The organism is Paenibacillus sp. HGF5, assembly GCF_000204455.1.
GTDB classification, from domain to species: Bacteria; Bacillota; Bacilli; order Paenibacillales; family Paenibacillaceae; genus Paenibacillus_AQ; species Paenibacillus_AQ lautus_A.
Genome location: NZ_AEXS01000124.1, coordinates 1 through 26099, shown reverse-complemented (window position 1 = coordinate 26099; position 26099 = coordinate 1). Strand labels below are relative to the sequence as shown.

General features: G+C 50.4%; 20 protein-coding genes. 17 read left to right on the top strand and 3 right to left on the bottom strand.

Annotated elements, in window-relative coordinates:
• Positions 1 to 48: 48 nt before the first annotated feature.
• Positions 49 to 1551: a response regulator transcription factor gene (locus tag HMPREF9412_RS19250; RefSeq protein ID WP_009593394.1), complete on the bottom strand. Its 1503-nt coding sequence runs from the start codon at positions 1549 to 1551 to the stop codon at positions 49 to 51.
• Complete coding sequence (locus tag HMPREF9412_RS19245) at positions 1544 to 3271, bottom strand: cache domain-containing sensor histidine kinase (protein ID WP_009593362.1); 1728 nt, start codon at positions 3269 to 3271, stop codon at positions 1544 to 1546. The genes HMPREF9412_RS19250 and HMPREF9412_RS19245 overlap by 8 nt, the downstream gene beginning before the upstream one ends.
• 269 nt (positions 3272 to 3540) lie before the next feature.
• On the opposite strand from HMPREF9412_RS19245, the gene HMPREF9412_RS19240 reads away from it, so the two are divergent.
• The 17 genes from HMPREF9412_RS19240 (at position 3541) to HMPREF9412_RS19160 (ending at position 25886) form a co-directional block, all read left to right on the top strand.
• The gene (locus HMPREF9412_RS19240; protein ID WP_009593392.1) at positions 3541 to 4854 is read left to right on the top strand and encodes an ABC transporter substrate-binding protein; all 1314 of its coding nucleotides are present in this window, start codon (positions 3541 to 3543) and stop codon (positions 4852 to 4854) included.
• 86 nt (positions 4855 to 4940) lie between these two features.
• Positions 4941 to 5837: a carbohydrate ABC transporter permease gene (locus HMPREF9412_RS19235; protein ID WP_009593395.1), complete on the top strand. Its 897-nt coding sequence runs from the start codon at positions 4941 to 4943 to the stop codon at positions 5835 to 5837.
• 19 nt (positions 5838 to 5856) lie between these two features.
• Complete coding sequence (locus HMPREF9412_RS19230) at positions 5857 to 6690, top strand: carbohydrate ABC transporter permease (RefSeq protein WP_009593380.1); 834 nt, start codon at positions 5857 to 5859, stop codon at positions 6688 to 6690.
• A 41-nt stretch (positions 6691 to 6731) separates the two neighbouring features.
• Positions 6732 to 8336 carry a hypothetical protein gene (locus HMPREF9412_RS19225; RefSeq protein WP_009593370.1) on the top strand — a complete coding sequence of 535 codons (1605 nt, stop codon included), beginning with the start codon at positions 6732 to 6734 and terminating at the stop codon, positions 8334 to 8336.
• A 1392-nt stretch (positions 8337 to 9728) separates the two neighbouring features.
• Positions 9729 to 11792 carry a pectate lyase family protein gene (locus HMPREF9412_RS19220; protein WP_009593396.1) on the top strand — a complete coding sequence of 688 codons (2064 nt, stop codon included), beginning with the start codon at positions 9729 to 9731 and terminating at the stop codon, positions 11790 to 11792.
• A gap of 376 nt (positions 11793 to 12168) precedes the next feature.
• On the top strand, positions 12169 to 14001 hold the full coding sequence (locus HMPREF9412_RS19215; RefSeq protein ID WP_009593365.1) for a cache domain-containing sensor histidine kinase: 1833 nt from the start codon (positions 12169 to 12171) through the stop codon (positions 13999 to 14001).
• Positions 14002 to 14011: 10 nt separating this feature from the next.
• On the top strand, positions 14012 to 14776 hold the full coding sequence (locus HMPREF9412_RS19210) for a response regulator transcription factor (RefSeq protein ID WP_009593382.1): 765 nt from the start codon (positions 14012 to 14014) through the stop codon (positions 14774 to 14776).
• Between the two features lie 169 nt (positions 14777 to 14945).
• Positions 14946 to 16238, top strand: a complete 1293-nt coding sequence (locus HMPREF9412_RS19205; RefSeq protein ID WP_009593384.1) for an ABC transporter substrate-binding protein — start codon at positions 14946 to 14948, stop codon at positions 16236 to 16238.
• A 26-nt stretch (positions 16239 to 16264) separates the two neighbouring features.
• The gene (locus HMPREF9412_RS19200; RefSeq protein ID WP_009593376.1) at positions 16265 to 16957 is read left to right on the top strand and encodes a hypothetical protein; all 693 of its coding nucleotides are present in this window, start codon (positions 16265 to 16267) and stop codon (positions 16955 to 16957) included.
• A 26-nt stretch (positions 16958 to 16983) separates the two neighbouring features.
• Positions 16984 to 17931: a carbohydrate ABC transporter permease gene (locus HMPREF9412_RS19195; RefSeq protein ID WP_009593360.1), complete on the top strand. Its 948-nt coding sequence runs from the start codon at positions 16984 to 16986 to the stop codon at positions 17929 to 17931.
• Positions 17921 to 18778, top strand: coding sequence for a carbohydrate ABC transporter permease (locus HMPREF9412_RS19190; protein ID WP_009593372.1), 858 nt, complete (start codon positions 17921 to 17923; stop codon positions 18776 to 18778). The genes HMPREF9412_RS19195 and HMPREF9412_RS19190 overlap by 11 nt, the downstream gene beginning before the upstream one ends.
• Before the next feature lie 34 nt (positions 18779 to 18812).
• On the top strand, positions 18813 to 20168 hold the full coding sequence (locus HMPREF9412_RS19185) for an FAD-dependent oxidoreductase (protein WP_009593366.1): 1356 nt from the start codon (positions 18813 to 18815) through the stop codon (positions 20166 to 20168).
• A gap of 443 nt (positions 20169 to 20611) precedes the next feature.
• A complete protein-coding gene (locus HMPREF9412_RS19180; protein WP_009593388.1) occupies positions 20612 to 21868 on the top strand; it encodes a DUF438 domain-containing protein in 1257 nt (418 codons plus the stop codon).
• 259 nt (positions 21869 to 22127) lie between these two features.
• A complete protein-coding gene (locus HMPREF9412_RS19175) occupies positions 22128 to 22601 on the top strand; it encodes a DUF5381 family protein (protein WP_009593378.1) in 474 nt (157 codons plus the stop codon).
• A 142-nt stretch (positions 22602 to 22743) separates the two neighbouring features.
• A complete protein-coding gene (locus HMPREF9412_RS19170; RefSeq protein ID WP_009593390.1) occupies positions 22744 to 23997 on the top strand; it encodes a mechanosensitive ion channel family protein in 1254 nt (417 codons plus the stop codon).
• Positions 23998 to 24174: 177 nt separating this feature from the next.
• Positions 24175 to 25059, top strand: coding sequence for a glycoside hydrolase family 43 protein (locus HMPREF9412_RS19165; RefSeq protein WP_009593371.1), 885 nt, complete (start codon positions 24175 to 24177; stop codon positions 25057 to 25059).
• 152 nt (positions 25060 to 25211) lie between these two features.
• On the top strand, positions 25212 to 25886 hold the full coding sequence (locus tag HMPREF9412_RS19160; protein ID WP_009593389.1) for a uracil-DNA glycosylase: 675 nt from the start codon (positions 25212 to 25214) through the stop codon (positions 25884 to 25886).
• Positions 25887 to 26001: 115 nt separating this feature from the next.
• Here the strand turns inward: HMPREF9412_RS19160 and HMPREF9412_RS19155 are convergent, their stop codons facing one another.
• Positions 26002 to 26085 carry an IS3 family transposase gene (locus HMPREF9412_RS19155; protein WP_254664074.1) on the bottom strand — a complete coding sequence of 28 codons (84 nt, stop codon included), beginning with the start codon at positions 26083 to 26085 and terminating at the stop codon, positions 26002 to 26004.
• Positions 26086 to 26099: the final 14 nt, after the last annotated feature.

Here is a 26099-nt window from a genome sequence, read left to right as displayed (position 1 = left end):
GGCAAAAAGGGGTGTTCCAAGGGTCCGAAGATCGGTGTGGCACCCTTTCTACATTTCGGACTCCGCACTTTGGCTTGGCGGTCTTCCCGTAATTTTCTTGAAAACCTTGGAAAAGTATTTACTGTCCGAGAAGCCCAGCTGATAGGCCAAATCCGCCAGTTTCACATCGGGATTGCGGCGGAGCATCTCTTCGGCCCGCTCGACGCGCAGCTTGTTCACCAGCTGATTAAACGGCATTCCCGTTTCTTTTTTGATCAGCTGTCCAAGGTAGATGCTGTTATGATGAAAGATTTTGCTCAGCATGTTCAAGGTCAAGGGCTGATTCAGATGATTCTCGATATACTGGATGACGTACGTCGCTTTGCTTCCCGAATCGGAGGCCGGTTCTGCCATTGGGGCCACCGCGTCCAGCATGTCCTGTCTCGAGGAAAAGGCAAGCGCGGCCAGCAGTGCTGCATCCATCTGCTCCTGCATGTCATAATAGGCAGCGTCATAATCCGAATACCACTTGATCACGGTTTTGATGAAGGTATCGAGTTGACCAGGTGTCGGAGCTGAGGCGAGGCATTGATCGAGCTGTTCGGTAACATAAGCGAGTGCGCCTTTGTAATCATGCAAGGAGAGATGCATGCCGATGGCCTGCTGATCCTTCAGGGTCAAGAAAGGGGCATGCCCTGCAGGGGCTGCCGTGAATCGGCCGGGATACAGCTGCCCGTATAAACCGCTGATCGTTTCCATTAGCTCCAGCTGCATGCCGGACAGCGACCGAAAGGGCTTGCTGGCCGCATACGAAGATCGAATACCGTCTTCCCGAAGTAGCTGCGAAACCAGGTCCGTAACCGAATCGGAATGTTCATATGGAGAAATGACAGCGAGCATGGTGTCCGATGGAAGGAATAGATGGCATGCCAGACGATAAGAATGACGGAGGGCATCTTCAAACTCCAGGATATCTTCGATGGAGAATTCGCATAATCTCCCATCCTCTTGAAGCGGCAGTTGAAACAGGAGCCATTGGTAGGAGGAAGGAAAAGAAAGATCAGCTAAAGCTTCACCTGATTGTATGCAGGAATCAGCCCCCCGAATGATGGCAGACAATAGCCCGCTGGCGATCCGCTTGGATTCAAGCATCTCAAGGATACGGGCCGAGCGGCTCATTTGCGAGAATGTTTCCTGCTCTTTTAAATTTCCGATCACTTTTTGCAAACTGTTCAATAGCTCTTCGTCCTGAATCGGCTTCAACAAATAACCTGCCACGTCATAATCGATAGCTTTCTTCAGATATATAAAATCGTTATAGCCGGAGATGATGATGATTTGCAGGGGATACCTGTGGGAGCGCAGCTGCTCGATAAGCGCGATTCCGTCCAGGATGGGCATTTTGATATCCGTGATCATGATATGCGGCGCTTGGCTTCTAATCAGATCCGGAACATCGCTGCCGTCATGGCAAACGCCGCAAAGCTCCAGGCCAAGCTCGTCCCATGGAATGCGACTCTCCAGGGCTTTGCAAATAATAGGGTTATCGTCCGCGATTATGACTTTATACATAAGCATCTTCCTTTCGGATCGGAACTAATAATACCATTCGCATTCCCTGTAAAGGGGCGGATTGAAAGTCCATAACGTAGGAATCCCCATAGAATAAAGCGAGTCGGGAATGGACATGTCGCAGCCCGATGGAGGTGTCTGGAGAAGCCAGCGTTCTTTTCTCCACCTGTCTCAGGCTTTCTCTCAAACGGATCTGTTCATCGGAGGACATCCCCTTGCCGTTATCGCTCACTGCGATGCGGACATAGCCATCCTGAATGCCGCTCTGGATCTGGATCAAGGGGGAATTGCCCGGCTGTTTGCCGAACCCATGCTTGAAGCAGTTTTCGAGCAGGGGCTGAAGCGCCATTTTGGGTATGAGCTGGTGCAGCGTATCTGGATGGAGGCTCATGTCCACGTGGATATGCGGATAAAAAGAGCTGATCTCGGCGATATACACATAATCTTTCAGATGCCTGATTTCCTGCTCCAGCGTCACGATGTCCTGAGGCTGAAGGCTGTAGGTAAACAGAGCTCCGAGCTTTTGGCACATGATGCTGGCGGTTTTGGAGCCGTCGATGATCGCCTGGCTGGAGATGGTCTCCAGGGCATTATATAGAAAATGCGGATTGATTTTTTGCTGCAGGGCATCCAGCTCCGCCTGCGTCTTCAAAAGATTCATTTCGTAGTTTTCCTTCAGGAGGTCCTTGGTGCCGGCAACGAGAATATTGAAGGAATTTTTGAGGTCATGAAGCTCGATGATGTTTCCCTGATAGTCTGCGGTAACTTCCAAATTGCCTCTGGACACCTGCTTCATGGCTTTCATCAGCAAATAGATTGGGCGTGTAAACCGCTTCATGGAAACAAGCGAAATGATGAAAATAATGAACAGATACACAGCCATGATCGCCAGAATGACCACGATGATCATGCTAATCTGCTTGATAAAAAGCTGCTCCGGCACGTAGCTCTCGATCGTGATGCCCGTAAACGGCGAAATCTGGCGGCTGAACAACTTGCTGTCTGACGAGGACGGCTGACTCTCAGGGGCCATATTGCTGAACAAGATCTCTCCAGACGGATCGTGAATCCGGATCGGAATCGATGGATGAATCCGTTCGACCATATCCCTGAAATCCGGGTAGGTAATATCCATGATGACATAAGCGATCGGCTTTCGGGTCTGGATGTCGGGAATCGGTTTGATGATGGAGATGGCTTTTTCGGCCGAGATATAGTAATCACGCTCATTATTGAAGAAAATCTGGCTCTTCTCCGGATTTTGTTCGAATGTCTCGTACCAACCGGCGTCCCTCGGGATAAAGTTATCGTTAATGTCTTCTTTCGTTGAATTGACGGGCAAATGTCCTTTTTGACCCACGACGCAAAACTGCAGTCCGTCCTGAAACATGGTCATGTTCTTCAGCGTGGTGGACATGCTGCGGAACGCATGGGTGGCAGCGCTGGAATCGTAATTGGGAACCGCGTAATAGAGCGTAAGCGGCAGAACGACGCTGTTGTCGGTCGTAATGATGTTTTGCGTGTTTTCCACCGACCGAAAGAACGAATCCAGTTGATCGTTAATGAGGCTGATGGCTTCGTTATTGTATTTCATGATCTCGTTCCTGGAGTAGACCGAAAGCATGATGAGCAGGGGAACGGTAATCACGATGACGGAACAGACGATGTAAGCGACCGTCCTGCGGTATAAATAATTGAAAAAATGCGTTTTTCCAATCAAAGCCTAACCTCCTGTACCTAAAGCACCTAAGATTTTTCCACCCTAATGCTAAGATTCGTCGGTGTTCCAGCCGAGGGATTTTGTATATCATGAACTCATCACATTCAATGTAAGTGCTTACAATACTGGGTTTTCTGTCAAAAGTAGATACGGTACCGTTAATCTACAGTAAAATCAGTTTTTAATCAACGCTTTATTCATGCGCTGCACTGCAGAACAGCGCATCGAAAAAAGAGTTGCGCGAGATTTACGAATGGGAGGGTCTTCGAGTGATCAAAAACTTCAAAGGACTTGCATTAACGCTGATTGCAGCTATGCTATTGGCCCTATTATCGGCGTGCTCCGGATCTTCGGGCAAAGAGGGAGCTTCCGGTACGGATCAGCCGGCTGCAGGTAAAAGAGTGACGATTACGGCCTGGCATGGTGCATCCGGAGAGAGCGCGAAATTTTTAGAAAATATCGTTAAGCAGTATAACGAATCGCAGTCCAGCGCCACGGTAAAGCTCGTATTCGTGGACACGGACAATATGGTGACCAAATTAACCGCGGCGGCTGCAGGCAATGCATTGCCGGAAGTCGGGATGCTGATGTGGCCGATGTGGCTCGGACCGCTGAAGGATGTCGTCAAACCGCTGGATGAATACATCCAGGCCGAGCCGGATAAGTGGAATGAGGATGATTTCCTGAACGGTCTGATTGACGGTAACGTGCGTTTTGACGGAGTAACCTACGGTATTCCGATCGAGACGAACAATCGTGCGCTCTATTACAACAAGAAGCTGTTTGAAGAAGCGGGCCTTACCCCGCCGAAAACTTGGGATGAGCTGGTCGAAGCGGCACAGAAGCTGACGGATCCAGCTAAAAAGAGATGGGGAATGTCCCTGCCGACGACGCAGGGCGGAGCGCTGGATGCCGCTTGGGCACCCTTTATGTGGCAGGCCGGGGGCGACTATGTCAATGCGGAAGGTACGGAGCTGCAGTTTAACGGAGAAGGCGGCATTGCCGCAACCCAGTTCTTCGCCGACCTGATCAACAAGCATAAAGTGGCCAGCCTATCGCCGCCGCAGAACGGATTCCAGTCCGGCATGATCGCCATGAGCATATCGGGGCCTTGGTCGATCCCAACGCTGAACGCCAACGAAAAGCTGGATTACGGCATTGCGCCGCTGCCGGAAGGAACGAAAGGCAAGGCGACGATTTTGGGCGGCACGAACAATTTCATTTTCAAAACGACTCCCGAAAAGGAAAAGGCGGCCTGGGATTTTCTGACCTGGTTGTCCACGCCGGAAAAAACGGCTGAATTCGCGGTCGGTTACGGTTCGATTCCGATTCGCAAGAGCAGTTCGGATGCCGCCGTTTGGAAGGACTTCGTCAAAGAGAATCCGGATATTCAGGTTCATATCGACGGGTACCAGTACGGCAGATACCAGCCTTTCAACGTGCTCACTCTTACGGAGATTACCGAAGTTATCACTTCGCATATCGAAGCTGCCATGCATAACAAAGAAACGGCTGAAGAGGCCATGAAAAAAGCGTATGAGGAAAGCAAGCCATTATTGAAAACATGGTCCTCATCTAAATAGGCTCAGGAGCGGGAGATTGGGTGTAATAATACGTCATCCGTCTCCTTCCTTCTTTCCTGATTAAGCGCGTGCGAGGTGGTGCAAACATGAAACGGTTTAAGCGTATGTTCGGCAAGGATGCGGCGGTCGCATGGATGCTGATCGCGCCAAATGTCATCTGGATCGCGGTATTTACGCTGTTCGCCATATTTTATTCGTTTTATTTGAGTTTTACCGAGGTCGATTTATTCGCGAATCAATTCACGCTCGTGGGTCTGGATAACTACACGCAATCCTTTGCGGATCCCGTGTTCACTAAGTCCATCGTTAATACGACCGTGTTTACGATATTTACGGTGGCCTTCTCCATGGCTATTGCGATCGTGGTGGCCGTGCTGCTCAACAGCAAAATCAAAGGCCGAAAGCTCATGCGTGCGGCATTCTTTCTTCCTTCCATCCTGCCGATTATCGCCGTGGCGCAGGTTTGGATATGGATTTATGAACCGAGTTACGGACTCCTGAATTATTTTCTGGAGAAAATAGGGGTCGGAAACCCGAGCCATCCCTTTCAATGGCTTGTCTCGCCGGATACGGCGATGCTGTCGGTCATCATTTTCTCGATCTGGAAGTCGTTCGGCTATAACATGGTCATCTACCTGGCTGCGCTGCAAGGCGTATCCAGATCCTTATATGAAGCTGCGGAAATCGACGGCGCGAATGCCGTCCAGAAATTTTTCCGCATTACGATTCCGGGGCTGAGACCAGCCACATTTTTTATTTTGATTACGTCGATCAGCGGTTCCTTCCAGACCTTCGGCGAAATTTATGCCTTGACGAACGGCGGACCGATGAACCAGACGAATATGATTGCCTACTATATCTACCAATATGCGTTTGAGTTCTTCAAAATCGGCAGGGCTTCGGCGGTGAGCGTGCTGCTGTTTATATTGCTGTTCGCCATCACGATCTGGCAGTGGAACTCGTATCAGAAGAAAGAGGATTGAGTTGCAGGAGGTTTAACGGATGAGAAGACCAACACACATAATCGGGATGCTTGTCGTGTACGTGATCCTGTTTTTGACGGTTGTGACCACCCTGCTGCCATTAGTTTGGATGATTACGACTTCAATCAAAACGCCGGGAGAGGTATTCGTGTATCCCCCCAAGTGGATTCCTACCGAATTTGCCTGGTCCAACTACAAAACGGCTTGGGAGATGGCACCCTGGAATAGATACTTTTTGAATACTGTTTTCTATACAGTGAGTACCGTGGCAGGCGTTCTGATCACGTCCGTTGCGAGCGGATATGCCTTTTCCAAGCTGGAATTCAAGGGGAGAAAGACGCTTTTCCTGGCTTACATCGGGACGATGATGGTACCCTCGCAGGTAACGATCATTCCGGTATTTATGATTCTTTCGCAAATGAACTGGGTGGATACGTATGCAGGCCTGATCATTCCCGGTCTTACCAGCGCCTTCGGCTGCTTCCTGATGAGGCAGTTCATTACGGGCATCCCGACAGAGCTGATTGAGTCGGGCCTGATTGAAGGAGGAGGTCATATGCGTATACTGGCTTCGATCGTAACACCACTTCTGAAGCCGGCTGTAGCGACGCTGGGGATATTCACGTTTATGGGGACATGGAACAATTTCTTCTGGCCGCTGATCGTCACGAATAGCGACGAGCTTCGTACCGTGCAGGTAGGGCTCAGCTCTTTCCAGAACCAGTACGGGGACGGCGATTGGGGAGCGATGATGGCAGCTGCGACCATGGTCAGCGCTCCGGTGCTCATCCTTTTCTTTTTCGCCCAGAAGTACTTCATTGAAGGCATTGCGATGACAGGAATCAAGGGATAACCTTGTCAACACGTTAACAAGCTTGGAAGGAAGTGAAGAGGTTGGATTTTAATATATTCAATTCACCTTCGTTGGTGCTGGCCGAGACCGAACAGGGCTGGGAGAAGCTGATGCCTGCGGCGGATTCGGTGTGGAGCGCGGGACACGTCGCGGTGACCATGAAGCAGCGGGAAACGGCAGCGGATATGGGACTTTATCTGGAATCTACAAAGCTGGCGGTGCATACCATCCGCATTCGTTGGAACCACCGCTTCGCGAAACCGGTAACGCTGTTCGGAGATCACTGGGAACGCGGCTACGGAGACATGGGCTGGTCCGGCCTGCAGCCGGAGCGCGCGATGCCATGGTATTTCATGATTCACGACGGCTCATCGACGGCCGGGTTCGGAGTGAAAACCGGGGCGGGATCGATGTGCTGCTGGCAGGTGGACGCCGATGGCGTGACGCTGACGGCGGATGTAAGCAGCGGCAGTCAAGGCGTCACCCTTGGAAAGCGGATTCTCAAATTCGCCGAGCTCGTGCAGGTCCATGGAGGCGAGAACATGACGCCGTATGAGACGACCCGGATGCTGTGCAGCTCCATGTGCGAGCAGCCGGTGCTGCCGAGCGTTCCGGTGTATGGGGGCAACAACTGGTATTATGCCTACGGCAAGAGCTCCCACCATCGAATAGTAGAAGATTCGCGGTTTATTTCCGCCATGGCGGAGGGCTTAACGAATCGTCCGTTCATGGTCATCGATGACGGCTGGCAGATCAGCTCCGGCACCTGTAACGGTGGTCCATGGATAGGAAATCGTGGTTTTCCCGACATGGCTGGACTAGCGGATGAAATGAAGCAGGCTGGCGTTAGACCCGGCATCTGGTGTCGTCCACTGCTGACGCAGGAGAAGGTGCCGGAATCCTGGATCCGTTACACGAAAGGCGGGCATTTCTTAGATCCGAGCTGCCCGGATGTGCTGGAATATGTCGCGGACACGATGAGTCGGATGAATGAATGGGGTTATGAGCTGATCAAGCATGATTTTTCGACCTTCGATCTGTTTGGGCAATGGGGGTTTCAGATGAAGGGAAAAGCCCATGCACTGCCGTACGCCTTGGGGGATACCACCCGCACCACCGCCGAAATCGTCCTCGACTTGTACCGGACGATTGCTGAGGCTTCGAAAGACAGTCTGATTATCGGCTGCAATACGATTGGGCATCTGGCGGCAGGCTTGTTTGAAATTCAGCGCACCGGAGATGATACCAGCGGCAGATCGTGGGAAAGAACGCGCAGAATGGGCGTGAATACGCTGGCCTTCCGAATGCCTCAGCATGGAACCTTGTTCAGCCATGATGCGGATTGCGTAGGCATCACCTCCGGCGTTCCTTGGGAATTCAATCGCCAGTGGCTCGATCTGCTGGCAAACAGCGGCACGCCGCTCTTCGTGTCGGTCGACCAGAAGGAGTTAAGCTTGCTGCAGAAGCGGGAGGTGCGGCAGGCCTTTGAGGCTGCTTCCCGTCCGCTTCCGGCAGCGGAGCCGTTAGACTGGATGTATAACAGTTGTCCTTCTCTGTGGAAGATTGCCGGGGAGGTCCGGAATTACAGCTGGAACGGCGAAGCCGTCTTGGGCGCAGGTACAAGAGATCACGAATGGTGGCGTTAAACTGCCTGAACAAGAAAGCATCGCTTTCCGTGGGCAAGTGGATGGAGATCCCTTATTTACAGAATCGGCCCATTCTCATGTTTATGCGGGCAGAGAAGGCCCTGCAATATGCTGAAATTCGCCCATTAAGAAGATCATGAGGACAGAGGATCCGTTATTTTACGGGAATCGGCCCATTCTCGCTTTATGCGGACGGAAGAGGCATGCTAAATGCTGAAATTCGCACATTAAGAAGATCACGAGGACGGAGGATTCGTTATTTTACGGGAATCGGCCTATTCTGGAGTTCACGCGGACAGAGGATCCGCTATTGTATCATGATCACGGATTAATCCGCGAAAAATCCCGGAATAACGGATCTTTTGTCCGCATATTGCTGCGAGATCGGTATAAACAAGGAAATAGCGGAACCAGTGTCCTCAAATAACGCAAATCGATGGACTTTAATAGTGCTGGATGGCGGTATCATCATGATGGAATCTGTACGCGGCTAATTGCTGCCGAACTGAATAACAATAATACAAAAAAGCTTACGCCGTTACATAGCGGGTAAGCTTTAATGCGGCATGCCGTATATCCTGCCAAGCCACGGCTCTTCATAAAATCATGCGCAAGTCATCAGCCCGTGTTCGGGTTGGTGGCTTTTTCATTGTGCGCCCGGCATGGGCGAGAGCTTGGCGGTGAAAGTCCGCTACAGGCTTGGCAGTAGGAACTGTTAGCCAAAAAAGCAAGGGTGTCGGCCGTTAGGCCGAATCTGAAGGAGGCCGGAGGCAAATCCTCCGTCTGACGAACAGAAATCCACATAGAGGGCGTGATGGGACGGACGAGCTTGCAATGCAAAGTAAAGTCCAGTACTGCCCGAATTCCATCATGCTAGATGTGGCAGATGGATGAGGGGAAGGTTACCACTCTTACCCGGGGAGATATCACAGACGTGGAGTAGGATATAGGATCCCGAAAGACAGAGTACAGCTCGCTGAGAGAAGTCAGCAGAAGCCATACAACCGGGAAGTTGACCTTAACCGGTCGCTTTTTCGTTTTTGCGTCCGGTTTAAGCCTGAAATATAGCCCGCTCTACGCCTTGTATCTGCAGCTTTCAGCCGTTCACGACCAGCCCGGCATGGAGGTTGTCCAGAGTAAGTGTCATTTCCACGACCTATAATCATTAACTCAGAATATCGCGGAATGCGCAGGTTATAACAAAATGATTGTTTCGGAACTGTTTTCGAAGCTGATAAGCTGTGGATGGAATTCCAAAATTTGTTGATTTTAAATAAGGACATTGATTGGTTTTGACAAACATGGTCCATAAGCGAGGAGGCTGATAAGAAAGCTCCAATTTATTGCAAGCGGTTACAAAAGCACAAGTGAATAAAAAAAGGAGGAGATGAAATGAAGAACAGCGTTGCAAAGGTAACCGGCATGGTGTTGTTGTTTTCTCTGGCGCTATCTCTCATAGCGGGAGGATGGGTGAATAAGACAACGGTCCATGCTGCCGGTCTTTCGATTATCGGCGGCGGGGGCTGGAATGAAACGGCGTATATAGAATGGTCACCCGTGAGTAATGCGGAGGGATACAATGTCTACGTGAAACACGCCAATGCGCCGGATTCCGGCTATCAACAACTGGATAATGAGCTGATCCGACAATACCCTTCCTATTGGAGAGCGGATGCCGTAGGCCTTGCGCCCGGCAACTATGTAATGAGGGTTGAAGCCAGGCTGACGGACGGTTCAACGGTAAGTGTCGTTTCGAATAACCTATCCGTAGCGCTGCATGATCGATCCGGATTTGCTTTTTCCTCAGACTCGCCATACGGGACTGGCTCGGGTGCCTACAATGATGACGGTACGCTTAAAGATGGTGCACAAGTTATTTATGTGACCTCCGAGACGGCACGAACCGTAACCCTTGATGTGAAAATCAATAGCTCAGGCGGGGTTCAAACGGGCGTGGGGATCGGCGAGATTTTGACGCTAAGACAAAAAGGCTATGATACAACCCCTCTTGCGATCCGGTTTATTGGAAAAGTTACCGATGACGACATGAGCGGACAGCTGAATAGCAGCGGCTACCTTCAAGTAAAAGGCAAAAACAATTACTCGGAAATGAATATGACGATCGAAGGGATCGGAGACGACGCTTATGCTTATGAGTGGGGATTGCTCCTTAGATACGTAGGGAATGTGGAAGTAAGAAACCTCGGGCTCATGTTGTTCCCTGATGATGGAATTTCCATGGATACAGGAAACGTCAACGTGTGGGTGCATAATAACGATCTGTTTTATGGAACCGCAGGAGGAGATGCCGACCAGGCCAAGGGCGATGGTTCAACGGACCTGAAAAAAGGGTCGACCTATATTACCATCTCTTACAATCACTACTGGGATTCGGGAAAAGCGGCTTTGGTCGGTTTGAGCGAATCGGAGGAATTCTTTGTCACCTTCCACCATAACTGGTTTGATCACTCGGACTCCCGCCATCCGCGAATCCGATTGGCATCGGTTCACATCTACAATAACTTCTATGACGGAGTCTCAAAATATGGGGTGGGTGTGACAACGGGAGCTTCGGCCTTCGTGGAATCCAATTACTTTAGACATGCCAAATACCCGATGTTGAGTTCCTTGCAAGGTACGGATGCTTTAGGGGAAGGGACCTTTTCGGGCGAAGACGGAGGCGTGATTAAGGCCTATAACAATAGGATCGTAGATGCGGATAGCCTGATTTATGCAAATTCCAATACCGGAACAGCTCCGGCAAATGCAACCTCATTCGATGCATACTTGGCTTCGTCAAGAATTGAAACCGTACCAAGCTCATACAAAGCATTCGTGGGAGGAACGGCTTATAATAACTTCGATACAACCGTCGATACGGGAGTAGATAGCGCCGACATCGATAACGTGAGCGATGTGGAACAGATCGTTACCGCACAAGCCGGACGCCTGAATAACGGGGACTTCACTTGGGAATTCAATGATGCCGTTGACGACACATCCTATGCCCTCAATACAGCTCTTATGGCTAAAATAAGCAGCTACACCAGCGGGCTTGTATCCGTAGGCGGGAATTCAACCGGGGCGGAGCCGGAACCTGAACCAGAACCAGAGCCGTCCACCGGAGAACAAGTTCACAACTTTACAACGTCCGGATTGGCAAGCGATTTCTTTCATATTGTAGGGAATCTCTCCACAACCAAGGGAACTGCGGCGTATAACGGCTTAACGCTAACCCAATGTTTGAAAATCGAGAGTTCAACCCGCATTACCTTTACCTCTACGGAAACCGCTACATTAACATTAGTGTTTAATTCGGCAGACGGAACCAAGATCAAGATTGATGGAACGAGTTATCCCATGACGAATGGTATGGTCAGTGTGCCACTTGCTCCAGGAACGCATACGATTACAAAAGATCATACGACGAATCTCTTTTATATGGAGTTGGAGTAGAGCGGGACAGGGTTTGTACTCCCGCGCGTCTCTCATACGAATATAAAAAGCGACCGTGATTCGGTCGCTTTTTATATTTTATCTGTTGATTTGGTTATTGGGACACCATGCATCTGAATGGTAGCTGCTAAGTCGGGAAACTGATATTTATGATTAACCACATCTCCCGTAAAATCCATCCCAACCATCCTATTCATAAAGATTCACTCCTTATCAGCGCATTCAATCGTTATAACAATTATACAATTATGAAATCGGTTTCACAGTCTAACTTTAGCCAACTTCGGAATTCGATTTCGTATCCCGTAGTCATCCCCACCATGTTCCTGTACAATGAAGTGAAAATAAACGGGACTGGCGGAAGGGGGTGGCCAGCGTGTCTTTCAGGTTCAAACCGCTTAAGTCCTGGAGTCTTCGTGCTAAAATTTTGCTGATCTTCCTGCTGCTCATTTCGATTCCGCTCAGCCTGCAGGGCGTGGCTACCTACGTGGGTTTCTCCAACTCCGTTGAACGAAGAACCTCCGATTATACCGCTCAATTGGTGGACCAGATCAACCGGAATTTGGACAGGACCCTGATGGAGATGCAGAGATTGACGTTGATGCCTTTGTACGATTCGGGGGTATTGTCCATCTTGCGCAAGTACAGGGAGGAGGATAGCCTGCATCAGCAGCCTACGGTGGAAGAACGCTCCAAAATGCAGCTTTATATCGCCAGCATGACCTTCGACAGGCCAGAGATTGACAGTATCCAGATTTTCGCCGGAAGCGGTTACACCTTCTCAAGCCTGGCTCCTAGCGCGATCGCTGCATATACGGACGTGGAGCGGCAGCCCTGGTACCCCGGCGTGGTGGAAGCGAGAGGGGCTTGGGTGCTGCTTCCGCCTCATCGGCCTTCTTACTATCTGGACGGCAATCAAAGCTATTTTTCCGTAGCCCGGCTGATCCGTGAGCCCAATACCAACCGGACGCTCGGGTTAGTCAAAATCGATTTGAAGCAGACCTTGTTCAAGCAGCTTGTCGATAATGTCAGGCTGGAAGAGAACGGCGGCATCGTCGTGCAGAATAGCCGGGAAGAGCTTTTCTACACGGCGACCGCAGATGGGGAAACGGAAGCCTCCAAGCTGCTATCGGACCGGATCCTCGGGCTTTCAGGGCGTTCGGAAACGGCCAGCGAGATTCTGCATATGGAGGGCAGCAAGTATTTGGTTGTCTCCAACTATTCCCGATATTCCGATATCAATATTGTGAGCTATATTCCGGTGGCATCCCTGCTTGTGGAGACCAAGGAACTTCGCAACTTTACGCTTCTAGCCGGCCTGATATGTCTCGTTTTGGCCGGGGCCTTAGCCATCTACTTCTCTTATCGGCTGACCCAACCTCTCGGGACGCTGGTACGAAAAATGCGACTTGTGGAGCTCGGCGATTTCAAGCAGAGTGTGCCGGTAACTGAGGATGAAATCGGTCGGCTTGGTTCCGGCTTCAACCGGATGGTAGAGGAAATCGACCGGCTCGTCCATGAAGTATACGTGCTCGGCATGAGGGAAAGAGAGGCGGAGCTAGCCGCACTGCAAAGCCAGATCCAACCCCATTTTATATATAATACGCTGGAGTCAATCAGCATGCTTGCCCGGCAGCGCAATAATGAGGACGTCTCGGAAATGGCCACGGCTTTGGGACGACTGATCCGCAGCGCAGTGGAGCAGGACCGAAGCCTCATCCGGCTTGGCGAGGAGCTTGAGACGGCGGAGTCGTATATTCGCATTCAAAAAATGCGCCATGGTTCCAGGCTGCAGGCTATGTTCGATATCGAAGAAGGGTTGGACGATTGCCTGGTTCCGAAGCTGCTGCTCCAGCCGCTCATTGAAAATGCGATTATGCACGGGATTGGAGACCGCGAGCAAGGGGGCACGGTATACGTTACGGTGGCGCGATTTGAGGATGAGGTGCTGTTGACCATTCGGGATGACGGGCGGGGCTTGTCGGAGGATGAATTGGCGGCTCTGCAAGCTTCATTGGAAGAGGCCGGTGATGATGTGGCAGTAAAAACTCCGGCAATGCCATTACGCGGTCATGGAGTGGCGCTAAAAAATATTAATCAGCGGTTGCGTTTGATTTATGGCCGGGACTGCGACTTCGAAATCGATGGAAGCGTGGGACAAGGTGCGGCTTTTACCGTGACGCTGCCGTTCGCGAAACAAGAAAGGTAGGAGGTCATCCATGATCAAGCTCATGTTAGTGGAGGACGAGGATATTATCCGTAAAGGCATCCGCGATTTGATCGGCCGTGTAGCTCCTGATGTTGAGGTCGTATACGAAGCCGCTCACGGCAAGGAAGCGCTGGCTTATCTGGAACGCAATGTGGTGGATGTGCTCATTACGGATATTCGAATGCGGGAGATGGACGGGCTTCAGATGGTGGAAAAGCTGCGGACCGCGGGCCATGAGATGCCGATTGTCATTATCAGCGGCTATGGTGATTTTGTATACGCCAAAAAAGCGCTGCAATTCGGGATCGCCGATTACCTGCTGAAGCCCATAGACCGTAAGGATTTTACGGTTGCCTTAGACAAGATTCGGCTAACCTTGAATTCTTCAAATCGATATGCGGGCGGGGCTGAGCCGCATAGCGAGGCGGACGGGGGGCCGTCGTCCAGCGAGGGGCGCAGGATGATCCGGAAGCTGAAGGCGTATATCGCTGAAAACCCCGACGGTGATTTGCGTCTGCAGACGTTAGCGGAGATGGTGCATTTAAATCCTTCCTATCTAAGCCAGCTCTTTAAGCAGGAAGGGGGCGGCAATTTGTCCGATTATATCGCCGAAACGCGCATCCGGCGAGCCTGCAAGCTGCTGGAGACGACGAACCTGAAGGTTTACGATATCGCCCGTTTATCGGGATATCAAAGTCCGAAGCATTTTATGCTGGTATTTAAACAGCATACCGGAATGACGCCGGGAACCTACCGGGAGCAATACAGTGTGTAATACTACATAACAAATTATGTTATGTAGTTCTTTTTTATGGACTAAAACGGAAATAACCTAAAAAATCGTACCTTTTCTGAACGTTTAGTGATTTTTTATATGACCATATGTAAATATAATTAACCTCATTACAACCTTAACTTGAACAATGCAGAGGGGGAAGCGGTATATGAAAAAATGGTTGACCGGTTTATTGGCATTAACACTTGGTGTGGGGCTCATGGGCTGCGCCGGAAAAGAACAGCCGAAGAATACGCCAGGCGAAGCCAGTGGCGAGAAGGTACTGCTCAAATTCGCGACATGGGGAAATCCAGCGCAGCTTGAGCTGTACAAAGGGCTGACTGACGCTTTCACGCAGGAGCATCCGAATATTGAGGTGCAAATTGACACGATCCCGTTTGCGGACTATCAGCAAAAAATGTCCGTACTGGCGGCAGGCCAGGAGCTGCCCGACATTGCCTGGGTATCGGAGCGGATGGTACCGCAATTTATGGCCAACGACATTCTGGCCGATGTCACGGATATCGTTCAGGATGACGCTTTTGACATCGATGACATTATACCTTCGACGCTTGAACTGTTTCGCCAGGACGACAAGCTATACGGACTGCCGTTTTCCACTCCGCCCAGCGTGGTGTTCTACAACGAAGATTTGTTCAAGCAAGCGGGCTTAAGTACGCCGAACGAGCTTGCGGAAAAAGGTGAATGGACGTGGGAAACGTTCGAAGAAGCTGCAAAAACGATCAAGACGAGCGCTGCTTCATCGAACGTTTACGGGGCTAACTTTTTCCGCGACTGGAAGACATGGATTATTCTCGCTTCGTATTCTTGGTCAAACGGGAGCGGACCTTTTAATCCAGAGATGACGGAATACACTTGGAATGATCAATACGGGGTTGAAACCTTGGACATGCTGAAGCGCATGATGTTTACGGAAGGCTCGCACCCGAAGGCGGGAGAGCAGGTTAATTTTGAATCCGGGCAAATCGGCATGATTTTCGACAACTATAGCTTTGTATCCAAAGCCAGGGAGATCCAAAATTTCAAATGGAGCATTGCGCCAATGCCATCGGGCTCGAAAGGCAGCGTTCCGATGATGGGTCAGGCGGGTTACGTGCTATTTAAAGAGGGAAAACATCCGGAGGAAGCCAAGGAACTGTTGAAATTCCTTGCCGGCAAAGAGGGTGTACAGAAAACGTCGGCCTTCTTTGTGCCGCCGCGCCAATCGGTGTTGAACTCGGATGAGTTCCTGAGCGTGGAGGGCAATCCGGATGCCGGGCACATCAAGCAGGCGGTCATCGACGAAATGCCTAAAGCGGTTGTGCAGCCGGGACATATCCGCTGGCAAAACATCGACACGGAGATTTTGACAGGCTTTGACGAGTTATTTGCCGGGCGGGGCGAACCGCAGAAAATTCAGGATGAGGTAAAAAGCAAGGTGGATGCTCTGCTGAGCAAATAGAGGCAGTTACGTTAGGAGGAACGGGCATGAATCGTTTGGATAAAGCATTAAACGAAGCGCCGGGGCTGCAGCTGTTCGTCAGCCTCCCGGCCAATGACATCAAGCTTGCAGAGGCAGCCTTGGCTTCGGGCGCCGACGGTTTGAAAGTCCATATCAACGTAGGGCACCGGGCCAGCGGCAATCGCTTCGGCACGCTGGACAGCTATGCCGACATTTTCAAGGACATTCGCTCCCGCTTTGACGGCCCCCTTGGAATTGTGCCCGGAGGCTCGGTGGAAGAGGTAAACGCGGAGGAAATCAACCGGCTCCCTGAGCTTGGCGTCGATTTCTACTCGATTTATGCCTTTCATCATCCTGCTTCTCTGCTGCAGGCCCCGGGATTGGCAAGAACGTTTGCGATCGATAGCGAGTTCGACCGGGGCGTCGTGGAAGGAGGCCGGACCTTCGGCATCAGCGCGCTTGAGGCTTCCATCGTTCCCGGCCATGAATATGGTACCAGGCTTACCCTTGCCGATCTGCTTCATTACCGCTGGCTGGCGGCACACGGCGGTTTGCCGGTCATTGTGCCAACGCAGCGTAAAATCGGCCCGGAGGATATCCCGGCCTTGGCCGATAGCGGCGTCAAGGTGCTGTTGGTCGGAGCGGTGGTCACGGGCAATGAAGCGGAAGGCATCCTTAGGGAGGTTGCCGCTTTACGGAATGCAATCGATCGTCTGTAGAGGTGCCCCACAAGGAGGAAAGCGACATGACCACACTTGAAACGATAAAATCTGAAGGGCCCGGCCGTCCATTCCGAAGGAAGGCAAGGAAGACCAGGCCTTTAAACCGCGGTGACCATTTGGCGGGTTGGCTGTTCGTGCTGCCGATGGTGCTGGGGTTCGTTCTGCTGCTGCTTGTCCCGCTCATGATGGCGCTTTATATGAGTTTTACCGATTGGCCGCTGCTGGGTGAGGCCAAGCTCATCGGATTCGAGAACTACCGCACGATTGCGGGGGATGCAGAATTTTGGCGCGTGCTGGGCAATACGCTTTATTTTGCCGCCGGACTTGTTCCGCTGAACATTATTTTGGCATTGCTGCTTGCAATCCCGTTATCCAAAAATATTCGCGGAGCCGGCTTTTTCCGAACATTGATCTTTATTCCGGTTATGACCTCGCTGGTGGTCTGGTCGATTGTTTGGAAGTATATGTTTGCCACGGATTCCGGGTTCATTAACCAGCTGCTGCGTATGATCGGCATTACCGGCCCGGCCTGGCTGTACGATACCCGGCTTGCCATGCCCGTTGTTATCGTGACCAGTCTCCTGAAAAATGTCGGTTTGAATATGGTGTTGTTCATTGCGGCACTGCAGCAGGTTCCGGCGCAGCTCTACGAGGCGGCCAGGATCGATGGCGCAGGGAGAATGCGGATTTTTTTCCGAATTACCGTACCCATGATCACGCCGACGATTTTTTTGACCCTGATGATGACCATTATCGGTTCGCTGAAGGTGTTCGGACAAATTTACGTGATGACACAAGGGGGGCCTTCCGGAAGCACCAAGGTGCTCGTCTACAACATTTGGGAACGAGCCTTTAAGCTGTTCGAGTTCGGATATGCTTCTGCGCTGGCTTATGTGCTGTTTATCATCACCCTGCTGCTTACGCTGGCACAATGGCAGATGAGAAAAAGGTGGGTTCTGAATGAAAGCTAGTCTATTTGCTAAAAGGGGCAACCCGGCAGGCGGGAACCTGTTCCATTATCTGCTGCTGCTTGCCGTTTCGGTGGTCATGATGACCCCGTTCGTGTGGATGGTCTCTACTTCGCTCAAACAGCCGGCCGATGTGTTTGTTTTTCCGCCGCAGCTGATTCCATCGCCGATACGATGGGCGAATTATGCAGAAGTGCTGGAGACGATCCCGTTCCATCTATTTTATGGCAACAGCGTATATATCGCCCTTCTGGTTACCGTGGGCACCGTGCTTTTCTCTTCCATGGCGGGGTATTCGTTCGCACGAATTCCTTTTTGGGGGAGAAGCCTGGTGTTTCTGCTGCTGCTGAGCACGATGATGATTCCGAACGAGGTCATTGCCATTCCGATGTTTCTGTTTATGCGTGAGCTGGGTTGGATCAATACGCATTTACCGCTGATTATTTTGCCTATATTCGGCGCGGGCGGTGTGTTCGGGGTGTTTGTGATGCGGCAATTTTTTCTGGGGATTCCGAAGGAGCTGGAGGAGGCAGCGATGATCGACGGCTGCTCGCGGCTGCGGATTTATTCCACAATCATGTTGCCGTTAGCAAAACCCGCGATCGCCACGCTGATCATTTTCACGTTTTTGACGAGCTGGAACGATTTTTTTGATCCGCTCATCTTTATTAATGACCGTAAGCTGATGACCTTGCCGCTGGGATTATCGCTGTTTACCGATGAGTCGGGAACATCGTGGCATCTGCTGATGAGCGCTTCGGTTATGGCGACATTACCACTGCTCATTGTGTTTTTCTTTGCGCAGAAGCAGTTTGTCGAAGGGGTATCCATGACGGGTCTCAAGGAATAGGGTAAATAACGCTTAAAAGGAGGAGTGAAAAGAGATGGACAGCAGGACACGGATCATGGAGGCGGACGTGGTAGTTATAGGTGCAGGGCCGGCAGGCATTGCCGCCGCCATTGCCGCCGGCAGGCAGGGGGCAAGCGTCATCTTGATTGAGCGGTACGGATTTGTCGGCGGGATGTCTACGGCTGCCGGAGTTTATCCTTGGATGACGTTTCATACTCAGCAAGGGGAACGGGTCATCGGCGGCATTGCACAGGAAATTGTGGAGCGCCTGATGGAGCGCGGGGGCTCGCCCGGCCATCTTCGCGATACCGTCGGTTTCGTGCATACGCTGACGCCGTACCATCCAGAGATATATAAGGTGCTTGCCGTCGATATGCTGCGCGAAGCGGGGGTGAAGCTCGTCTCGCACAGCTTCGTTGACGAAGTCAAACGTGAAGGCGAATACATCCAGTCTGTGACCCTTACTGGTAAATCGGGGCGAATCAAGGTGGACGGGAAGATGTTCGTCGATGCGTCCGGGGATGCGGACGTCGCTTATCTGGCGGGAGCGCCGACACTTCAGGGGCGCGAAAGCGACGGGCTGTCGCAGCCGATGACGATGAAATTCCGGATGCGGGGTGTTGACGTGGACGCGATTCGGAAGGCGATGCTTGCTGATCCCGACAACTTTTATCACAAGACGCCGTTTGCCGAACTAGAGAAGGAGCGTATTCCGCTCACGGGGGTTTCCGGCTTTTATAAGGAGTGGAAGGCTGCCGAGGTCCCGATCAACCGCGATCAGGTTCTGTTGTTTATCGGACCGGAGAAGGATGAGGTACTGATTAACTGTACGCGGGTACAAGGCTTAAGCGCGACCGATGTTGAGGAACTGACTTTGGCGGAGGAGGAAGGGCGCAAGCAGGTGCTGATGATGGCGGAATTTTTGAAATCGCGGGTGCCCGGATTTGCCGAGGCCTCCATTTCCTCGGTTGCCCCCCAGATCGGAATTAGGGAGTCGCGCCGAATCGACGGTCTGTATCGGTTAACGATGGAGGACGTGGTGACGGGACGACATTTTGAGGACGGCATTGCGAGGAGCGGTTATCCGGTTGACTTACATGATCCGTCAGGCAAAGGGATCATGGAGGCTACCATCGAGAATGACGGTTCCTACAGCATTCCTTACCGCTGCCTGGTGGCCCGAGGGCCAGTAAATCTGCTCGCGGCAGGGCGCTGCATTTCCACCACGCATGAAGCACTGGCGACCACGCGCTTGACGCCAAGCTGCATGGCTACGGGAGAAGCGGCGGGCACGGCGGCGGCCCTGGCCTGCAAGGCGGGAATCACCGCGGCGGAAGTCGATGCATCGCAGCTCAGGGAGATGCTGTACGCCCAAGGGGCGATTGTGTGAAAAGACGCGGGCTAGCCGCTCCGGTATTAAACCTGGGGCGGCGCCGTATTTTTGCTGATTCAGAAGTATGAAGTGTCTAGAAAATCTATGTAATCGCCATCACCTGTGTTCCGGATTTTTCAATATAGGGGTTTGATTACCCTCCATACATTCAATTAAAAAGCGACCGTGACCGGTCGCTTTTTTGTGTGCCAGCTCAATACAATTCGGAAACAAGGGTTGCTACATATTTATGGCTGAGCGGGCTTCGCGTCAGTCGTGCGGGCCATATCGTCAAGCGGACAAAAATTTTTCGAAGAAGACGGGTCCTTTCTTTGTTCAATGAATTTTCATTCCCTTTGTGCTTTTAATCACAAGTCATGGAGCATGAGGATGCTAGTTTAGAGATGTAAACAGAATAGAAATTCATCTGTATATATTGAAACAAAACAGAGGTGATGAACATGAGTGAATTCATTAATAACCGTGAGGAAGGACTTTCTGCTCATCGAACGGCCCGTATACATTTGCTCAAGGAAATCATGAAAGAGCTGCACCATGGAAAAAGCGTGGAAGAAGTGAAGTCAAAATTCAATCAAGCTGTGGGCGAAATATCGGTTGATGAAATTTCGGAGCTGGAACAAGTGCTGATGCAGGAGGAAGGAATACCGGTAACCGAAGTACAGCGACTGTGCAGCGTGCATGCTGCCGTATTCAAAGGTTCCATCCAAGACATTCACAGAACTCATAAACCCGAAGAGCAGCCTGGACATCCTGTGTTTACGTTTAAGAGGGAGAACCAAGAAATCGATCGACTGGCAAATTTCAAAATCGCGCTGCATCTGGATCAATTTCTGAAGGATCAAGGGGAGGCAAATCGCCTCAAATTGCTGGAGGATTTCAGTCTCCTCTATGACGTAGACAAACACTACAGCCGCAAAGAAAATTTGCTCTTTCCATTTCTCGAAAAATACGGAATTTATGGACCGACCAAGGTGATGTGGGCGGTAGATGACGGTATCCGAATGGGAATAAAAGAAGTGAAATCCAAACTCGCTCATGATGAGGGCAATACGCAGAGCGTAGTGGACCTTGCCAAACGCGTCTTAAACGAAGTAACAGAAATGATCTATAAAGAGGAACATATTTTACTGCCTATGGCTCTGGAGAAGTTGACGGAAGATGAATGGCTTCAAATTGCTGCCCAAAGCGAAGAAGTCGGTTATTGCTTGGTTGCACCGGATCAACCATGGATTCCTGAAAGAGCAGCTGAACCTGGGGCAGGTCAGGGATTGGGGTCTTCTCCGCTGCAAGAGGGATATATCCGAATGAGTACAGGCATTTTATCGGTCAAACAGATGGAATCCATCTTAAATCATTTACCGGTCGACCTAACCTTTATCGATGAACATGATATCGTTCGATATTTTTCACAGGGCAAAGAACGAATCTTCGTTCGTACCAAAGCGGTGATCGGCCGAAGTGTTCAGAACTGCCATCCTCCGCAAAGCGTTCACGTCGTCAATCAGCTGCTTGCTGATTTCAAAGCAGGTGTCAAAGATACAGAAGATTTCTGGATCCCGGTTAAAGATAAATTTGTCTACATTCGTTATTTTGCCGTAAGGGATGAAGAAGGAAACTATTTAGGCACGCTGGAATTCACTCAAAACATTAAGCCGATTCAGGAGCTTACCGGTCAAAAACGGATACTCTCTCCGTAAGTTTCATATGTTCAATTCAATCAAAATGCGATCCGGCGAACTGTGGTTTCGAGGCCACGCTTCGCCATCATACTTACTAAAAGGGGCTGTCTCAAAAGTCATCGTAAATGACTGAGACAAGGCCTCTTTTTCATCTAGCAAAACAAAAAAACTGCTCTTTGATACAATAGAGATATCACCACGACACAGCTAAAGCAGTCGAAAGTGGAGTTAGCTGGATTAAAGGACTGTTCAAATAATTTTAGAAAGGCGCTAAATCATGAACGCGATATCTTATCGGAAATCTGTGGCATGGGGCAAAGCACTTGGCAGTTTACTGTTTGTGCTGGCTTGCCTGTTTCTGCTGTACGCGGCCTTTTTTATGGATACTTCCTTTATTCGCAAGTTTTTTTGTATCACATCAGCCATAATAGGGATTCCGTTTTTTGGAGGTTATCTGTTTGTCAGCTTGCCAAAGGCGCTGAAATCAGACACGCAGCTCCTAACCTACGATCAAAATTCCATTTCGGATGGAAAGCGGATCGTAGCGTGGGAGGAGATTGCAAGTATCAGTTATAGCGGCCCTTCCATTCGGGAGTGGCTGCTTCCGAAATTTCCTAAGCTGATTTTTCATTTGAAAAACAGAGAAACCTGGATGGTGAATACGTATTATTTGTTGACCGATACCGAAGTTCAGTCTGTCATGAAGCGCCTGCGGGGGTTGATCAGCCGTAACGGAAAGGAAATGAAATAGATCTGATCGACTTTTTCAAACAGACCGTCTTACACCAAGCATCTTCCAAATCAACCCAGCGATGTCTGATTCTGAACTTTGCGCAGTACTAGAATCTCCTCTATAATAATAGGCTAATCTTAAACTGCGTCAGGAGGAAACAATGGACTTTATCAGAAATCAACTAGACGGATATGGCATGAGCGAACAAACCATTGGATATCTCTCGAATATGATCATGGTCGTTTTTATCGCGGTGATCTCCATACTGGCTAATTTTATTACCAAAAAAATCGTGCTGAAGACGATTATTCATATCGTCAACAACAATCGGTACACATGGGATAATATCATCGTGGAGAAAAAAGTGTTCCACAAGCTGTCGCATCTTGTGCCGGCAATCATTATTTATTTTTCGGCGTCCATCTTTCCGGCGTACCAAATTCTGATTGAAAAAGCGGCCATGACGTACATGATTATCGTCACCATCACGGTGTTGAATGCGCTGCTTAATGCTTTTGATGACATTTATCGTTCATTTGAAGTTTCCAAGATTAGGCCGATTAAGGGATACATTCAGGTGGTGAAAATCGTTCTGTTCATCATCGGCGGCATTGTGGTGATCTCGAACCTCATCGGGCAGAATCCTTTGATCATTCTCAGTGGGCTTGGTGCTCTATCGGCCGTTCTGATGCTGGTTTTCAAGGACTCCATATTGGGCTTGGTTGCAGGCGTTCAATTATCATCCAATGATATGGTGCGTGTCGGCGATTGGATTGAAATGCCGAAATACAATGCGGACGGCGACGTCATCGACATTACGTTGAATACGGTAAAAGTGATGAATTTCGATAAAACGATCACGATGATTCCCAGCTATGCCCTCATCTCGGACTCGTTCAAGAACTGGAGAGGCATGCAGGTATCCGGCGGCCGAAGAATTAAGCGAAGCTTCTATGTCGATACGAGCAGCATCTGCTTTTGCACCAAGGAGATGATTGAGGAATTTCAGAAGATTCACTACCTTACCGATTATGTCACGACCCGATTACACGAAATTAACGCATACAACATCGAGCATCAGATCAATACGGAAAGCAACGTGAACGGCAGACAGCTTACGAATGTGGGCGTGTTCAGGGAGTATATCCATCAATACCTGCGGAATCATCCAAAAATCCATAAGGATATGACGCTGATTGTCAGGCAGTTAGCGCCGGGAGATAACGGACTGCCCTTGGAAATCTACGCGTTCAGCAATGATACCAACTGGGGTGTGTATGAATCGATTCAAGCGGATATCTTTGACCATATCTTTGCCGTTGCGCCGACCTTCGGGCTTCGTGCCTTCCAAAATCCAACCGGCCACGATATCGTCCATCTCAAAGAAAGCCCGGAATATTCCCGGGGTTATTGAGAACGATTCGGAGGGTAGTTCAACGAGTTACAAGGATTGCAAGCGGGAGGAGATTGGCTATCCGTTGTAGAAGCAATGGTAGAACGAGGCTATCGCTCAATCGAGCGCCATTGGTCGGCGGGCGATGCCCTCTCGCTCGAACTCGACATGCCCAGCACAGGAAAGGAGTGTCTACCATTGAACATCAACAATCCGATCATACCCGGCTGGTATGCAGATCCCGAAGCCAGAACGTATGAGGGGAAGCACTGGATTTATGCAACGCGGTCCTTCACGGAATATACGATGCAGATGAATCTGGACGCATTCAGTTCCGACGATCTGATCCATTGGGAGAAACACGAAGGCATTATCGAAATGGCGGATTTCCCATGGATATGGAGGGCGGTTTGGGCACCGACCCATATCGAGCACCAAGAGAAATATTATCTCGTGTTTGCATCGAACGATATCCAATCGAACGAGGAAGCCGGCGGCTTGGAAATTGCCGTTGCGGACCGTCCGGAGGGGCCGTACAGAGGCTACTTGGGGAAGCCGCTCGTGGATAAGTTCATTCATCAGGCACAGCCGATCGATGCGCATCTATTCAAGGACGAAGATGGAACGATCTATCTGTATTATGGCGGATGGGGGCATTGCAACGTTGCGCGGATGAACGAAGAGATGACGGGATTCGTCCCATTGGCCGACGAAGGCAATGAAATTTTCCGTTCCATTACGCCGGAGGGATACGTGGAAGGTCCTTGTATGATTAAGAAGGACGGACTTTATTATCTGATGTGGTCCATGGGCGGATGGACGAATGGAACCTATCGCGTAGCCTATGGCGTAAGCGACAGTCCGCTCGGTCCATTCAAGAATGAAGGCACGATTCTGGAGCGTCAGGAGCCGATTGCCGAAGGACCCGGCCACCATGGCTACTTGCATTTGCAGGAGAGGGATGAATGGCTTATCGTATACCACCGCCGAATCATTGGGGACACCGAGCCGGGACACCGCCAGTTATGCATGGATCGGATGCGGATCGGCAACGGCAAGATTGAGCCGGTCATCATGACTTGATTAGGGAATCAATGGTGAAAAAGCGACCGTAATCGGTCGCTTTTTTGCGTCTTCGTGAGGGTTAGGTGTCAGGAAAATACCGAAAATAATCCGTATGATATAATCTAGTTATATCTTATTTTTATGACCATGGCAGGAGGAAAGAACCCGAAATGGCGATATTGAAGAATGACTGGGCGACATATTTAGAGCAGGAGTTTACGAAGCCATACTACTTACAGCTGCGGGAATTTCTTATTGACGAATATCGGACGAAGACCATTTTTCCCGATAAATACGATATTTTTAACGCGCTGCACTATACACCGCTGGCCGACACCAAGGTGGTCATTTTGGGCCAGGATCCTTATCATGGACCGGGACAGGCCCACGGCCTAAGCTTCTCTGTCAAAGAGGGCGTCAGCACGCCTCCTTCCTTGCAAAATATGTACAAGGAGCTTCAGGATGATCTGGGCTGCTTCATTCCCAATAACGGCCATCTGATAACATGGGCGAAGCAGGGGGTACTGCTTCTAAATACGGTGCTCACCGTAAGGGCCCATGAAGCGAATTCTCATAAAAACAGGGGATGGGAAAGCTTTACGGATAAGGTTATTGAGACGATCAACCGGAAAAAGGAACCTGTCGTGTTCCTGTTATGGGGAAGCCACGCCCAGAAGAAGGCGGAGCTCATTACGAACCGGCAGCATAAACTGATTCGTTCGCCGCATCCGAGTCCGTTGTCTGCGCATCGAGGCTTTTTTGGCAGCAAGCCGTTTTCTCGCGCTAACGAATTTCTACGCAGTATGGGGCTTCAGGAAGTGGATTGGCAGATTCCGAACTTGTAAGCGGAAGGAGAGGGCATTAGCGAAACCTCTGCATTCCGCAAGCGATAGTATCTAGACAAAAAAACCACATCCGCATGATGGTCAAGACCCCATTTAGTAGACATTAAAAAAACACCTAGGCTGCAAACTGGCGTCGGTACTCTACCGGCGTCAGTTTCTTTAGTTTCCGCTGTGGTCGCTCTCGGTTATAAAACCGTATGTATTTCTCAATCC

Bases quoted from the DNA above. Each gene is read 5' to 3' on its own strand.
- HMPREF9412_RS19170 (WP_009593390.1), top strand. From the start codon at position 22,744: ATGGACTTTATCAGAAATCAACTAGACGGATATGGCATGAGCGAACAA.
- HMPREF9412_RS19210 (WP_009593382.1), top strand. From the start codon at position 14,012: ATGATCAAGCTCATGTTAGTGGAGGACGAGGATATTATCCGTAAAGGC.
- HMPREF9412_RS19175 (WP_009593378.1), top strand. From the start codon at position 22,128: ATGAACGCGATATCTTATCGGAAATCTGTGGCATGGGGCAAAGCACTT.
- HMPREF9412_RS19200 (WP_009593376.1), top strand. From the start codon at position 16,265: ATGAATCGTTTGGATAAAGCATTAAACGAAGCGCCGGGGCTGCAGCTG.
- HMPREF9412_RS19220 (WP_009593396.1), top strand. From the start codon at position 9,729: ATGAAGAACAGCGTTGCAAAGGTAACCGGCATGGTGTTGTTGTTTTCT.
- HMPREF9412_RS19185 (WP_009593366.1), top strand. From the start codon at position 18,813: ATGGACAGCAGGACACGGATCATGGAGGCGGACGTGGTAGTTATAGGT.
- HMPREF9412_RS19250 (WP_009593394.1), bottom strand. From the start codon at position 1,551: ATGTATAAAGTCATAATCGCGGACGATAACCCTATTATTTGCAAAGCC.
- HMPREF9412_RS19230 (WP_009593380.1), top strand. From the start codon at position 5,857: ATGAGAAGACCAACACACATAATCGGGATGCTTGTCGTGTACGTGATC.
- HMPREF9412_RS19160 (WP_009593389.1), top strand. From the start codon at position 25,212: ATGGCGATATTGAAGAATGACTGGGCGACATATTTAGAGCAGGAGTTT.
- HMPREF9412_RS19190 (WP_009593372.1), top strand. From the start codon at position 17,921: ATGAAAGCTAGTCTATTTGCTAAAAGGGGCAACCCGGCAGGCGGGAAC.
- HMPREF9412_RS19205 (WP_009593384.1), top strand. From the start codon at position 14,946: ATGAAAAAATGGTTGACCGGTTTATTGGCATTAACACTTGGTGTGGGG.
- HMPREF9412_RS19195 (WP_009593360.1), top strand. From the start codon at position 16,984: ATGACCACACTTGAAACGATAAAATCTGAAGGGCCCGGCCGTCCATTC.
- HMPREF9412_RS19180 (WP_009593388.1), top strand. From the start codon at position 20,612: ATGAGTGAATTCATTAATAACCGTGAGGAAGGACTTTCTGCTCATCGA.
- HMPREF9412_RS19235 (WP_009593395.1), top strand. From the start codon at position 4,941: ATGAAACGGTTTAAGCGTATGTTCGGCAAGGATGCGGCGGTCGCATGG.